The 13,043-nt window shown below is 67.6% G+C and carries 9 protein-coding genes; 6 read left to right on the top strand and 3 right to left on the bottom strand.

Annotated elements, in window-relative coordinates:
* Positions 1-34 precede the first annotated feature (34 nt).
* The gene (arfA, locus tag JS528_RS03210; protein ID WP_240541279.1) at positions 35-1,594 is read right to left on the bottom strand and encodes an arabinosylfuranosidase ArfA; all 1,560 of its coding nucleotides are present in this window, start codon (positions 1,592-1,594) and stop codon (positions 35-37) included.
* Between the two features lie 162 nt (positions 1,595-1,756).
* On the opposite strand from arfA, the gene JS528_RS03205 reads away from it, so the two are divergent.
* The 3 genes from JS528_RS03205 to JS528_RS03195 all read left to right on the top strand — a co-directional run bounded on the left by JS528_RS03205 (position 1,757) and on the right by JS528_RS03195 (position 6,748).
* Positions 1,757-3,115: an ABC transporter substrate-binding protein gene (locus tag JS528_RS03205; protein WP_214357670.1), complete on the top strand. Its 1,359-nt coding sequence runs from the start codon at positions 1,757-1,759 to the stop codon at positions 3,113-3,115.
* A gap of 557 nt (positions 3,116-3,672) precedes the next feature.
* Positions 3,673-5,019 (top strand): ABC transporter substrate-binding protein, encoded by a 1,347-nt coding sequence (locus JS528_RS03200; RefSeq protein WP_214357669.1) that lies wholly within the window; start codon positions 3,673-3,675, stop codon positions 5,017-5,019.
* Between the two features lie 271 nt (positions 5,020-5,290).
* Positions 5,291-6,748 carry an ABC transporter substrate-binding protein gene (locus JS528_RS03195; protein WP_214357668.1) on the top strand — a complete coding sequence of 486 codons (1,458 nt, stop codon included), beginning with the start codon at positions 5,291-5,293 and terminating at the stop codon, positions 6,746-6,748.
* 24 nt (positions 6,749-6,772) lie between these two features.
* Here JS528_RS03195 and JS528_RS03190 read toward each other — a convergent pair whose 3' ends face one another.
* Together JS528_RS03190 and JS528_RS03185 are read right to left on the bottom strand one after the other, a co-directional pair.
* On the bottom strand, positions 6,773-7,543 hold the full coding sequence (locus JS528_RS03190) for a type III pantothenate kinase (protein WP_214357667.1): 771 nt from the start codon (positions 7,541-7,543) through the stop codon (positions 6,773-6,775).
* A gap of 58 nt (positions 7,544-7,601) precedes the next feature.
* Positions 7,602-9,011, bottom strand: coding sequence for a bifunctional phosphopantothenoylcysteine decarboxylase/phosphopantothenate synthase (locus tag JS528_RS03185; protein WP_214357666.1), 1,410 nt, complete (start codon positions 9,009-9,011; stop codon positions 7,602-7,604).
* A gap of 278 nt (positions 9,012-9,289) precedes the next feature.
* Here JS528_RS03185 and dapB point away from each other — a divergent pair, with 278 nt between their 5' ends.
* From dapB to JS528_RS03170, 3 genes are all read left to right on the top strand, one after another.
* Positions 9,290-10,045 carry a 4-hydroxy-tetrahydrodipicolinate reductase gene (dapB, locus tag JS528_RS03180; protein ID WP_214357665.1) on the top strand — a complete coding sequence of 252 codons (756 nt, stop codon included), beginning with the start codon at positions 9,290-9,292 and terminating at the stop codon, positions 10,043-10,045.
* Positions 10,046-10,102: 57 nt separating this feature from the next.
* Positions 10,103-11,008 carry a 4-hydroxy-tetrahydrodipicolinate synthase gene (gene dapA / locus JS528_RS03175; protein WP_214357664.1) on the top strand — a complete coding sequence of 302 codons (906 nt, stop codon included), beginning with the start codon at positions 10,103-10,105 and terminating at the stop codon, positions 11,006-11,008.
* 67 nt (positions 11,009-11,075) lie between these two features.
* Positions 11,076-13,025 carry a ribonuclease J gene (locus tag JS528_RS03170; RefSeq protein ID WP_214357663.1) on the top strand — a complete coding sequence of 650 codons (1,950 nt, stop codon included), beginning with the start codon at positions 11,076-11,078 and terminating at the stop codon, positions 13,023-13,025.
* Positions 13,026-13,043: the final 18 nt, after the last annotated feature.

The following is a 13,043-nucleotide window of genomic DNA, read 5'->3' as shown; positions in this document are numbered from 1 at the left end:
GCACATCACGCGCGCCGCGGAACGGCCATCGGGATCACGCCGTGAAGCGGATCGCGGCCCAGGAGACGGGCGGTAGCGAGGTCGAGACGGAGCGGCCGTCGACGGCCGCGGCGAGCGGCCGCGGCGTGACCGCATCCGGCTCCTGGGCGGTGTTCGTGCGGTAGATGTCGTCGTCGTGCAGCACCTGTGTATGCGTGACGGTCGGCGCATCGCCGGCGTCGGGCAGCGAGGACAGGTCGATCGCGACGTCGTGCGCGTGCTCGGCGTCGCGGTTCACGACCAGCACGAGCCCCTCGCGGGCGGTACGGTCCCAGGTGACGACCGCATCGACCGCCGGCACGTCGCCGTAGGTCTCGGTGCGGATGACGGGGGAGTCGATCGCGGGAGCATAGGCGTCGCCCCTCGCGTGACGGGCGGCCTCGGCGAACGGATAGAACGTGGTCTGCCGCCACGCCGGGCCGTCGGGCTCGGCCATGATCGGCGCGATGACGTTGACGAGCTGCGCACGCGAGGCGGAGCGCACCCGGTCGCAGTGCCTGAGCAGCGTGATCATCAGCGAGCCCTCGACCACCGCGTCGGCCGCGGTGTACACGTCCTCCAGCAGGTGCGGCGCCTTCGGCCACGGCTCGTGGTGCAGTCCCTGGGAGGCGGCGGCCTTCCATGCGGCCTCCTGCTCGTTCCACCTGTCCGAATACCACACGCCCCACTCGTCGAAGCTCAGGGCGATGTCGCGTTCGCCGTGGTTCGCCTCGCGGGCCTCGTCGGCGCAGGCCGCGACGGTGTCGATGAATCCGGTCATGTCCTCGGCGGAGGCGAGGAACTCCTGCATCGCCTTGGCGTCGCGGGTCTTGTGGCCGTGGTCGAAGTAGTAGGCGTGCGCGGAGACGAAGTCGAGATGCTCGTAGGCGCGCGTGAGCACGGTGCGCTCCCACGTGCCGAACGTGGGCATGTGCGCGCTGGACGAGCCGCAGGCCACGAGTTCGAGGCCCGATTCGGCGAGCTTCATCGCGTGCGCGGTCTTCTCCACCGCGTCCGCGTACTCCTCGGGGCTCATGTGTCCGACCTGCCACGGGCCGTCCATCTCGTTGCCGATGCACCACATGCGGATGTCCATCGGCTCGGGAATGCCGTTGGCCACGCGCCGGTCCGCCCACGCGGTGCCCGGCGCGCCGTTGACGTACTCCAGCTCATCGAGCGCGGCCTTGAGCCCGCGGGTGCCCATGTTCACGGCGAGCATGATCTCCGTGCCGGCCTTGCGGCTCCAACGGTAGAAGTCGTCGATGCCCATCTCGTTGGTCTCGGTCTGGTGCCAGGCGAGGTCGCGGCGCACGGGGCGCTCGTCGCGCGGGCCGATGCCGTCCTCCCAGTTGTAGTTGGACACGAAGTTGCCGCCCGGGTAGCGCACGCAGGTCACGCCGAGCTCCTTGACGAGGTCGAGCACGTCGGTGCGGAAGCCGTCCCCGTCGGCGCTCGGGTGGTCCGGCTCGTAGATGCCGCCGTACACGCACCGGCCGAGATGCTCGACGAACGAGCCGAACAGCCTCGGCGGCACGTCCGCGACGGGGATGAGGTGTGCGATGGTGACGTTGCCCATGATGATTCCTTTCCATGGCCTGCTCTGGCCTGACTGATGGCCGTTCGCCACGCCGCGATGTCGTGTTTGCGCAAACATGTATCGTGTGCTATGGTCTTCTTAAAACGATACAAGACTTGGAGGAACAAGTCCAATCGTTGATTACAGGAAGGATAAAGGACGATGAAGTTCACTGCGATGAAGAAGGCGGTGGCGCTGGCAGGCGCCGTCGCGATGCTCACCAGCGTGGCCGCCTGCGGCGGCTCCAGCACTGGGTCCGGCTCCACCTCGGGCGATTCGGACAAGAAGATCGAGCTGACCGTCTGGTCGTGGGATTCCACGCTGCCGCGCACGGTCAAGGGCTTCGAGAAGGCCAATCCGAACATCAAGGTCAAGGTCACCAACGCCGGTACCAACAAGGACGAGTACAACGCCCTGTCCAACGCCATCGAGGGCGGCTCCGGCGCCCCGGACATCGCGCAGATCGAGTACTACGCGCTGCCGGAGTACGTCATCCGCGGCTACCTCGAGAACCTGTCCGACTACGGCGCGTCCGATTTCTCCGACTTCTACACGCCGGGCACCTGGGCCTCCGTGAACATCAACGACGGCGTCTACGCCCTGCCGATGGATTCCGGCCCGATGGCCTGGTTCTACAACAAGGAGGTCTTCGACAAGGCCGGTGTCGACCCGACGCAGGTGAAGACCTGGGACCAGTTCTACGAGGCCGCCAAGAAGATCAAGGCCGCCGGCTCCTACATCACCTCCGACTCCGGCGATGCGGGCTTCTTCGACTCGATGACCTGGCTGGCGGGCGCCAAGCCGTTCTCCACCTCCAAGGACGGCAAGACCGTCTCCATCGACCTGACGAGCGACGCCAAGGTCAAGTCGTTCACCGACTTCTGGCAGAAGATGATCGATGAGGGCCTCATCGACACCAAGACCGTCGGCTGGACCGACGACTGGAACAAGGGTCTCGACGACGGCTCCATCGCCTCGCTGCTCACCGGCGCGTGGATGCCGTACAACCTGCTCTCCGGCGCCCCGAACGGCGACGGCAAGTGGCGCATCGCCCAGATGCCGACCGCCGACGGCTCCGAGACCAACTCCGAGAACGGCGGCTCCTCGCTCGCCATTGTCAAGTCCGACGACAAGGACAAGGTCGCCGCGGCCTACAAGTTCATGGAGTACGCCTGCCACAACGCCGAGGGCATCAAGACCCGCGTCGACGGCGGCGCCTTCCCGGCCGACAACGACACCCTCAAGTCCGACGACTTCCTCAACATGACCACGCTGACCGATTCCGACGGCAACGCCCACGAGTACTTCGGCGGCCAGAAGTTCAACGAGGAGCTCGCCAAGGCGGCGGCCAACGTCTCCACCGGCTACAAGTTCCTGCCGTTCGAGGTCTACGCCCGCGGCAAGTTCGGCGACTTCGTCGGCGACGCCTACACCGGCAAGGGCAAGCTGGCCGACGGCATCGCCGCCTGGCAGAAGGACCTCAAGTCCTACGCCGAGGGCCAGGGCTACACGGTCAAGTGAGCCGAACGATCGATGTGCCGGTGATCGGCTGATCGGCTGATCGCCGGCCCGCACCTACGCGGCCGTCTTCCTCCCCGCAGCTCCTTCCGCGGGCATGGTCGCGATGACGGGGCGCGGGGTTCTCCGAGGAATCGGAGGGCCCCGCGCCCCTTTTGCATGCCCGGGGTTCCGGCCCCGTGCCCGTGCCCGGTCCATGTCCGTCCGTGCCCGATCCGTGGGTGGGGCCGCGGACCGCCCGGCGTCGGCGGCGACGTCTCATCCGCGCGAGTGGTCCGGTCCGTGGGGCCGGGGCCGCCCTCGCGCCGCGGATCCGATCCGGGCGCGGTCCGATGTCCGGGCGGCCGGCATCGCGCGGTGGCGTGTCGGACGAAACTGTGTATAATGAAAGATGTTATCGCAACCATACCCGTGAGGCGGCGGAAAACGTCGGTTTGCGGCGTCGGGGACGAAGCGATTTGTTTTCGATAGCATCGTTACGAGGAAGAACACGATGCGGTGTGGTCGCGGGAAACAGCGACGTCCGTCGAATGGCGGCCGAAGGAAGGAGCAATAGGACGATGAAGTTCACCAACGCCAAGAAGGCAGTCGCGCTCACCGGCGCGGTCGCCATGCTCGTCAGCGTCGCCGCGTGCGATTCCGACAGCAACTCCAGCAGCCAGCCGGAGCAGGAGAAGGACGTCCAGGAGATCACCGTGTGGGCCTGGGAGCCCACCCTGACCCAGGTCGCCAAGGACTTCACGAAGAAGACCGGCATCAAGGTCGACCTCAAGAACGTCGGCACCAACACCAAGGAGTACACGCAGCTCGACAACGCGATCGAGGCCGGCTCCGGCGCCCCGGACGTGGCACAGGTCGAGTACTACGCCATCCCGCAGTACGCCATCAAGGGCAACCTGCTCGACATCACCGACAAGACCTCCGGCTACGACAGCTTCTACACGCCCGGCCCGTGGGCCTCCGTGCAGTTCGCCGGCAAGGTCTACGGCCTGCCGATGGACTCCGGCCCGATGGCCTTCTTCTACAACAAGGAGGTCTTCGACAAGGCCGGCGTCGACGCCACCCAGATCAAGACCTGGGACGACTACTACCAGGCCGCCAAGAAGATCCACGCCCTCGGCGACAACTACTACATCACCTCCGACACCGGCGACGCCGGCTTCTACGACTCGATGACCTGGCTCGCGGGCGGTCAGCCGTTCAAGACCTCCTCCGACGGCTCCGAGGTCACCATCAACCTCACCGGCGACGAGAACGTCCAGAAGTTCAACGAGTTCTGGCAGAAGATGCTCGACGAGGGCCTGCTCGACACCAAGACCGCCGGCTGGTCTGAGGACTGGTTCAAGGGCATGGTCGACGGCACCATCGCCTCGCTGCTGACCGGCGCCTGGATGCCGGCCAACCTCGCCAACTCCGCGGCCGCGGGCGCCGGCAAGTGGCGCGTCACCCAGATGCCGACCGCCGACGGTTCCGCCACCAACTCCGAGAACGGCGGCTCCTCGCTGGCCGTGCTCTCCAGCTCCAAGAAGGCCGACGCCGCGTACAAGTTCATCGAGTACGCGAACCACGGCGACGGCGTGGCCACCCGTGTGGCCGGCGGCGCCTTCCCGGCCGACAAGGCCTCGATGGAGTCCGACTCCTTCAAGAACGCCACCACCGTCAAGAACGCCGACGGCGAGGACGTCGACTACTTCGGCGGTCAGAAGTACAACGAGGTCCTGGCGCAGGCCGCCGAGAACGTGTCCTCCGACTACCAGTTCCTGCCCTTCGAGGTCAAGGCCCGCACCATCTTCGGCGACTACGTCGGCAAGTCCTACACCGGCGACCAGAAGCTGTCCGACGGCGTGGCCGCCTGGCAGAAGGCGCTGAAGTCCTACGGCGAGGACCAGGGCTTCACCGTCAAGTGAGTCCGGTCCGATCCGATCGGTCCGGTCCGTCCGATTGACTGACCGGCCGGCCGATCGACGTCGATGCCCCGAGATCCAAGGCTCCCGTTCGCGATACGCGGCGGGAGCCTTATCCATGTGCGGCATGTGCGGCATGTGCGGCGGCGTGCGGGCCTCCCCTTCCGGGGAAGCCGGGGCGTCGGGGTGATGCCGGCATCGTCCGCGGAGAGGGGAGTCGGGTACACTCGATGGCGAATCGCATTCTGGTCGACACCACACGGCAGGAGGGCATATGACGTTCGGACGGTTCCCACGATGGCGCTCCCACCTGTCCGCGGCCGTGACCGGGGCCGTCACCAGAGCGGTGGCGTCCGTCGCCGCGCTCGCCGCCGTGGTCTCCCTCGCCTCCTGCGGACAGGCCGCCGACACCCGCACGCACATCACCGTGTGGAGCTGGGAACCGAACATGGCCGAGGTGGTCGAGGACTTCGAGCAGGACAATCCGGACGTGGTCGTGGACCTGAAGACCATCTCCGGCTACGAGAACCTCAACACCGCCATCCAGGACGGCTACGGCATGCCCGACGTGGCGCAGATCGAGTACTTCGCGCTGCTGCAGTACGCGGTCTCCGGACAGCTGCTCGACATCTCCGACTACGTCGGCTCCGACTACTCGAGCTTCTACTCGCCCGGCACCTGGTCGAGCGTGCAGCTCGCCGGCCGCGTGTACGGCCTGCCGATGGATTCCGGCCCGATGGCGTTCTTCTACAACAAGGACGTCTTCGATCAGGTCGGCGTCGACGCCACGCGGATCAAGACGTGGGACGACTACTACCAGGCCGCCAAGAAGCTCAAGGAGATCGGGGTCTACATCGCCGCCGACTCCGGCGACGCCAGCTTCTACGCGGCGATGATCTGGCTCGCCGGCGGTCAGCCGTTCCACACCAGCCCCGACGGCAAGACCGTCACCATCGCGCTCGACAGCGACGAGGGCACGAAGGAGTTCACGCGCTTCTGGCAGAAGATGCTCGACGAGGGGCTGATCGACACCCGCCGCACCACATGGTCGAACGGCTGGAAGCGCGCCCTGTCCAACGGCACCATCGCCTCGGTGTTCTCCGGCGCATGGATGCCGTCGATGCTCATGGCCAACGCGCTCGGCTCCGCCGGACTGTGGCGCGTCGCCCCGATGCCCACGACCGACGGCCGGACGACCAACGCCGAGAACGGCGGATCGGCGATGGCGGTCCTGCAGTCCACGCGCAAGCCGCGCGCCGCGTACCGGTTCGTCGACTACGTGACGCACAACCGCACCGGCATCGACACGCGCGTCAACGGCGGCGCGTTCCCCGCCGACCTCGAGACGCTCTCCAGCGAGGCGTTCCTCGACAAGACCACGATCCACAACACGAACGGCGTGGACATCCCGTACTTCGGAGGCCAGCAGTTCAACCGCGTGCTCGCCGAGGCGGCCGAGAACGTGTCCGTCGGCTACCAGTACCTGCCGTTCGAGGTGTACGCGCGCAGCGACTTCCGCAACACCGTGGGCAAGGCGTACAAGTGGGAGGGCTCATGGCAGTCCTACCTCAGGCGCCAGCGGCAGATCCGCGCCGGCATGACCGACGAGGAGGGCAACCCGCTCAAGCCGAGGACCCGCCCCACGCCGAAGGTGAGCCTGAAGGAGGGCATCGCCTCCTGGCAGGCCGACCTGCGCGAGTACGGCGCCAACCAGGGCTTCACGATCCAGTAGGGGCCGTCCGGGAGAGTGGACGCGCTAGCCGCGCACGTTGCGCGAGTAGATGTAGGACATGCCCTTGAAGATCAGGTCCGGATCGTACACGTCGATCAGATCGGTGTCCCGCTCGAACACGCGTCCGAGACCGCCGGTGGCGACCACCTGGAACGGCTCGTCGATCTCCTTGCGGAACTGGTTGATCGTGTACTCGATGCCGCCGAGGAACGTGTAGTACAGGCCGGCCTGCATGGCCGTGCGCGTGTTCGTCGCGAGGATCGACTTCGGGCGCGTGATCTCCACCTCCGGCAGCTGCGCGGTCTGGCCCCACAGCGCCTCGGCGCCCGTGCGGATGCCCGTCGTGATGTACCCGGAGACGATCGTGCCGGTCTCGTTGACGTAGTTGAACGTCGTCGCCGTGCCGAAGTCGGCCACCAGCACCGGTCCGCCGTACGTGTGGTAGGCGCCCGCGCAGTCGGCGATGCAGTCCGAGCCGAGGGTCTTCGGATCGTCGAGCCGGATGTTCATGCCCGTCTTGATGCCCGGGCCCACGACCATCGGCTCGAAGCCGAGGAACTTGATGATCGACGAGCGGAACGAGTACATGACCTTCGGCACCACCGAGCAGACGATCACGTCGTCCACGTCGGCGGGCGCGTAGCCCTTGAGCTCGAGGAACTGCCTGAGCATCAGGCCGTACTCGTCGGACGTGTGCGTCGCCTTCGTGGTGATGCGGTACGTGCCGACGATGCGCTCGCCCTCCAGAAAACCGATCACGATGTTCGTGTTGCCGATATCGACTGCCATCAGCATGGCTGCATGCTCCTTTGAATGAACTGGGATGAACGATTCGACGGACCGGACGGGAGGGTCAGCCGCGCATGGCGGCCAGACGCAGCATCAGCCGCTTGGCCAGCACGGTCTTGTCCATCTTGCTCCAACGCTCGATCTGCGGGGTGGAGAGGTCGGAGGTGCCGGGCGTGAGCACGGTCACCACGTTCGTGTCCGTCGCGAACCCCGCGCCCTCCTCGCGCAGGTTGTTCGCCACCAGCATGTCGCAGTGCTTCGAGGCGAGCTTGCGGGCCGCGTTGCGGATCAGGTTCTCCGTCTCCATCGCGAAGCCGCACAGGACCTGCGAGCCGTCGTCGCGCTTGCGCCCGCCGGCCCAGGCGAGGATGTCCGGATTCGACACGAGCCTGAGGGTGATCGACTCGCGGCCCTCCTTCTTGATCTTCTCCGGCGAGACCTCCTCGACGCGGAAGTCGCCCACCGCCGCGGCCATCACCGTGATGTCCGCGGCGGCGAACGCGTCGGACACCGCCTCGAACATGTCCTGCGCGGTGGTCACGTGCACCACGTCCACGCCGTCGGGGGCCGCGAGCGCGACCGGACCGGAGACGAGCGTGACGTGCGCGCCCAGCTCGGCGGCCGACGCCGCGAGCGCGTAGCCCATCTTGCCGGTCGAATGGTTCGTCAGATACCGCACCGGATCCAGCGGTTCCTGCGTGGGGCCGGCCGTGACCAACACGTTGAGGCCCCGGAGCGGCTGCGAGGCGGTGGCCGGATCGGCCGGTTCGCGGGACGTCGCGGCGGCGCCGGCTCCGGCTCCGGCGTCCTCGGCGGGTGCCGCCTCGCCCTTCGCCCTGATCGCGATGCCCTGCGTCGTGTCGTCGTCCGCGCCGTCGGTCTCCGCCTTGTGCGCCGCGCCGCGCAGCAGCTCCTCGACCACGCGCTCGATCTCGACCGGCTCGCTCATGCGCCCGCGCCCCACGTCGCCGCAGGCGAGGCTGCCCTCGCCCGGCTCGACGATCCTCCAGCCGAGCTCGCGGCAGACCCTCAGGTTGCGCTGCGTGGCCGGGTTGTCGTACATGTGCACGTTCATCGCCGGGCACAGCGCCTTCGGCCCCTCGTAGGCGAGGATCGTGGAGGTGAGCGTGTCGTCGGCGAGCCCCGCGGCGATGCGCGCGATCGCGTCCGCGCTCGCCGGCGCCACGACCAGCACGTCCGCCCATGCGGCGTCGCGCACGTGGTTGATCGTCTCGCGTGCGGTCGGGTTCGCCGCCACGTCGCCGAGGGCGTCGGAGGCGGGGGAGCCGGGGAACATCGTCGTGCGCGTGCGCTCGCCGGTCAGCGAGGTGAACGTCAGCGGGGTCACGAACCGTTCGGCCGCGGCCGTCTCGACGACGCGGACCGTGTGGCCGGCCTTCGTCCAGTCGGACGCCAGATGACAGGATTTGAACGCGGCGATGCTGCCGGTGACCCCCAGAAGAATGTGTGCCATATCGCCTTTCCCATACCGATGTATGCCGAAGTGCCGATGCCGCAGTGCATGGTGCGTTGCGGTCGCCGCGGACCATCCGTCGGCGCCGCCCTCCAGTATAGCCGCGCCCGATTCCGGATCGATCCGGTGGAACGCCGCTACCGCGAAGCCGCGGGGAATGCTAGGCTCGGTGCGAAACGGACAGGCGGCCGCGGCGGTCATGCCGCGCGGGCCGGTCGGGACAAGTCAAGACAGCACAATCACGACAATCACGCCAATCGGGCGGCAAGGAGTCAAACATGATCAGGGTTTCGGTGGTCGGCGCCAAGGGACGCATGGGATCGCACGTCGTCGACGCGGTGAACGGAGCCGCGGATACGCAGCTGGCGCTGGCGCTCGACGCGGGCGACGACCTGAAGGCCATCACGCCGGAGAACACCGACGTGGTCGTCGAGTTCACCGTGCCGGCCGTGAGCCTGGACAACGTGCTCGCCCTCGTCGCGCAGGGCGTCGACGTGGTCGTCGGCACCACCGGCTGGACCGAGGAGAAGCTCGCCCGGGTGCGCGAGGCCATCGCCGCCGGCCCCCGTCCGGAGAGCCAGAAGGTGTTCATCGCGCCGAACTTCGCGATCTCCGCCGTGCTCGCCGACCACTTCTCCACGCAGGCCGCGAAGTACTTCGAATCCGTCGAGGTCATCGAGCTGCACCACCCGAACAAGGTGGACGCCCCCTCCGGCACCGCCATCCACACCGCCCAGGGCATCGCCGCGGCCCGCGCGGCCGCCGGCCTCGGCCCCGTGCCGGACAACACCCAGACCGACGGCGGCTCCCGCGGCCAGGTCGTCGACGGCATCCACGTGCACGCCGTGCGTCTGCGCGGCCTCAACGCCCACGAGGAGGTGCTCTTCGGCAACGCCGGCGAGCAGCTCGTCATCCGCGCCGACAGCTTCGACCGCGGCTCCTTCATGCCCGGCGTCCTCCTCGCCGTGCGCAAGCTCGCCGGCGACGCCCCCGCCGGTCTGACCATCGGCCTCGACAAGTTCCTCGACCTGTGAGCCGGGTCCCCTCCACAAGTCCAATACGAGTCCACAACGCGAAGTACGGTAAACGATATGACTGAGAGCGATATGCATCTGCTGAATCCCGCCCCGTTCGGGCGCATCCTTCCCGCCATGGTCACCCCCATGAAGCCCAGCGGCGAGGTCGATTACGAGGCGGCGCAGAGGCTCGCCAAACAGTTGGTCGCCGACGGCGCCGACGGTCTGGTGGTCAACGGCACCACCGGCGAATCGCCCGTCACCCACATGGAGGAGAAGGTCGAGCTCGTCCGCGCGGTCAAGGAGGTCGTGAGCGTGCCGGTGATCTCCGGCGCCGGCTCCAACGACACCGCGCACACCGTGCGCATGGTCGAGCAGACCCAGGAGGCGGGCGCCGACGCGGTGCTCGTCGTCATGCCGTACTACTCCCGTCCGTCCCAGAACGGCATCGTCGGCCACTACAAGGCCGTCGACGAGAGCACCGACAAGCCGATCATCGTCTACGACGTGCCCGGCCGCACCGGACTGAAGGTCAAGGTCGACACCTACGACCGCCTCGCCGAGCTCGAGCATGTCGTGGCCGTCAAGGACGCCACCGGCGACCTCGCCGCCGCCGTCGAGAAGCAGCAGCGCACCGGCCTCGCCTGGTACTCGGGCGATGACGGCCTGTTCCTGCCGTTCCTGTCCATCGGCGCGGTGGGCATCATCTCCGTCATCGCGCACGCGGCGGCCGGCCCGATGCGCGATCTCGCCGAGGCGTTCGACCGCGGCGACATCCACGAGGCCCAGCGTCTCGCCAACCAGCTCGCCCCGCTGGTCCACGCCCTCAACGGCGACGGCTACCAGGCCGTCATGGCCAAGGCCGCGCTCAAGGTGCGCGGCGTCATCGACTCCACCTTCATGAGGCTGCCGAACATCGGCCCGGACGAGGCCCAGATCGAGAAGGCCAGGGCGGGCATGCACGCGGCCGGGCTGCTGTAGTCCAGCACACGTCGCCCCCGCGAGAGCGCGGAGGCACAGAAAGCAAATCAGGAAACACAAGAAAGTCATGGCACAAGAACAAACCAGCAACACCAACGCCGGCGCCGCCAAGGGCGCCAAGAAGACCACCGGCAGCCGCCGTCGCGGCTCCGCCGCACGCGGCGCGGCCTCCGGTCGTTCCGCATCCGGCCGCACCTCCGGCCGTTCCGCGTCCAACACCCGCGGCAAGGGCCGTTCCGCCGGCCGCTCGCGCGGCGCGTCCAACGCCTCCCGCACCCGCCGTCAGAACGTCGGCACGCAGGCCACCGCGCCCCAGCAGGACGCCGTGCTCATCGCCCCGCCGAAGTACCGCAAGGGCTCGATGCGCATCACGCCGCTCGGCGGCTTGGGCGAGATCGGCCGCAACATGAACGTCATCGAGTACAACGGCCACCTGCTGCTCATCGACTGCGGCGTGCTCTTCCCCGAGGAGGAGCAGCCGGGCGTCGACCTCATCCTTCCCGACTTCAGCTACATCAAGGACCGTCTCGACCAGGTCGAGGCCCTCGTGCTGACCCACGGCCACGAGGACCACATCGGCGGCGTGCCGTACCTGCTCAAGCTCCGTCCGGACATCCCGCTGATCGGCTCCAAGCTCACCCTCGCCTTCGTCGACGCGAAGTGCAAGGAGCACCACCAGAGCCCCACCAAGGTGGAGGTCCAGGGCCGCGACAAGCTCAAGGTCGGCCCGTTCGAGCTCGAGTTCGTCACCGTGACCCACTCCATCCCGGACGCGCTCGCCGTGTACGTGAAGACCCCGGCCGGCTCGCTCATCGACACCGGCGACATCAAGCTCGACCAGCTGCCGCTCGACCACAAGATCACCGATCTGGTCGAGTTCGGCAAGATCGGCGAGAAGGGCGTGGATCTGCTCATGATGGATTCCACGAACGCCGAGGTGCCGGGCTTCGTCAAGCCGGAGACCTCCATCGGACCGGCGCTCGACCAGGCGTTCGCGCAGGCCACCCGCAAGATCATCGTCGCGAGCTTCTCCAGCCACGTCCACCGCGTGCAGCAGGTCGTCGACACCGCCCACAAGTACGGGCGCAAGGTCGTCTTCGTCGGCCGTTCGATGGTGCGCAACATGTCCATCGCCGCCGACCTCGGCTACCTGCACATCCCCGAGGGCACCGTCGTGGACCTCAAGCAGGCCAACGACATCCAGGACGACAAGCTCGTCTACATGTGCACCGGTTCGCAGGGCGAGCCGATGGCCGCCCTCGGCCGCATCGCCGACGGCAACCACCGCGACATCCACGTCAACGAGTTCGACACCGTCATCCTCGCCAGCTCGCTGATCCCGGGCAACGAGCACGGCGTCTACAAGGTCATCAACAAGCTCGTGCAGCTCGGCGCGAAGGTCGTCAACCGCGACAACGCGGCCGTGCACGTGTCCGGCCACTGCAACGAGGGCGAGCTGCTGTACATGTACAACATCGTCAAGCCCAAGTGCGCGATGCCGATCCACGGCGAGAACCGCCATCTCGTGGCCAACGGCCTGATCGCCGTCAAGACCGGCGTGGACCCGCAGAACGTCGTCCTCGCCGAGGACGGCGACGTCGTGGACCTCTACCACGGCAAGGCCGCGGTCGTCGGCTCCGTGCCGTGCGGCTACGTGTACGTCGACGGCGACTCGGTCGGCGAGCTGACCGACGAGGAGCTCGAGAAGCGCCGCATCCTCGGCACCGAGGGCTTCGTCTCCGCGTTCGTCGTGGTCGACACCGAGGCCCGCGAGGTCATCTCCGGACCGAAGATCTACCTCAACGCCGTGGCCGAGGACGAGAGCGAGTTCGACAAGGTCCGTCACCAGATCGTCGAACAGCTCAACGACGCGATGATGCAGGGCACCGCCGACACGTACAAGCTGCAGCAGATCATGCGCCGCACGCTCGGCGGCTGGATCGCCCGCCAGCTCAAGCGCAAGCCGATGATCGTCCCGGTCGTCGCCGACATCGCCACCGACGTCGACGCGCGCTAACCAATCCCACCAGCATCA

The organism is Bifidobacterium santillanense, from assembly GCF_018555385.1.
Classification (GTDB): Bacteria; Actinomycetota; Actinomycetes; order Actinomycetales; family Bifidobacteriaceae; genus Bifidobacterium; species Bifidobacterium santillanense.
The sequence above is the reverse complement of the archived record's forward strand: the minus strand, read 5'-3'. Positions and strand labels throughout refer to the sequence as shown.

Coding starts and splice junctions, on each gene's coding strand:
- JS528_RS03205 (WP_214357670.1), top strand. CDS start 1,757: ATGAAGTTCACTGCGATGAAGAAGGCGGTGGCGCTGGCAGGCGCCGTC.
- arfA (WP_240541279.1), bottom strand. CDS start 1,594: ATGGGCAACGTCACCATCGCACACCTCATCCCCGTCGCGGACGTGCCG.
- JS528_RS03170 (WP_214357663.1), top strand. CDS start 11,076: ATGGCACAAGAACAAACCAGCAACACCAACGCCGGCGCCGCCAAGGGC.
- dapA (WP_214357664.1), top strand. CDS start 10,103: ATGACTGAGAGCGATATGCATCTGCTGAATCCCGCCCCGTTCGGGCGC.
- dapB (WP_214357665.1), top strand. CDS start 9,290: ATGATCAGGGTTTCGGTGGTCGGCGCCAAGGGACGCATGGGATCGCAC.
- JS528_RS03200 (WP_214357669.1), top strand. CDS start 3,673: ATGAAGTTCACCAACGCCAAGAAGGCAGTCGCGCTCACCGGCGCGGTC.
- JS528_RS03190 (WP_214357667.1), bottom strand. CDS start 7,543: ATGCTGATGGCAGTCGATATCGGCAACACGAACATCGTGATCGGTTTT.
- JS528_RS03195 (WP_214357668.1), top strand. CDS start 5,291: ATGACGTTCGGACGGTTCCCACGATGGCGCTCCCACCTGTCCGCGGCC.
- JS528_RS03185 (WP_214357666.1), bottom strand. CDS start 9,011: ATGGCACACATTCTTCTGGGGGTCACCGGCAGCATCGCCGCGTTCAAA.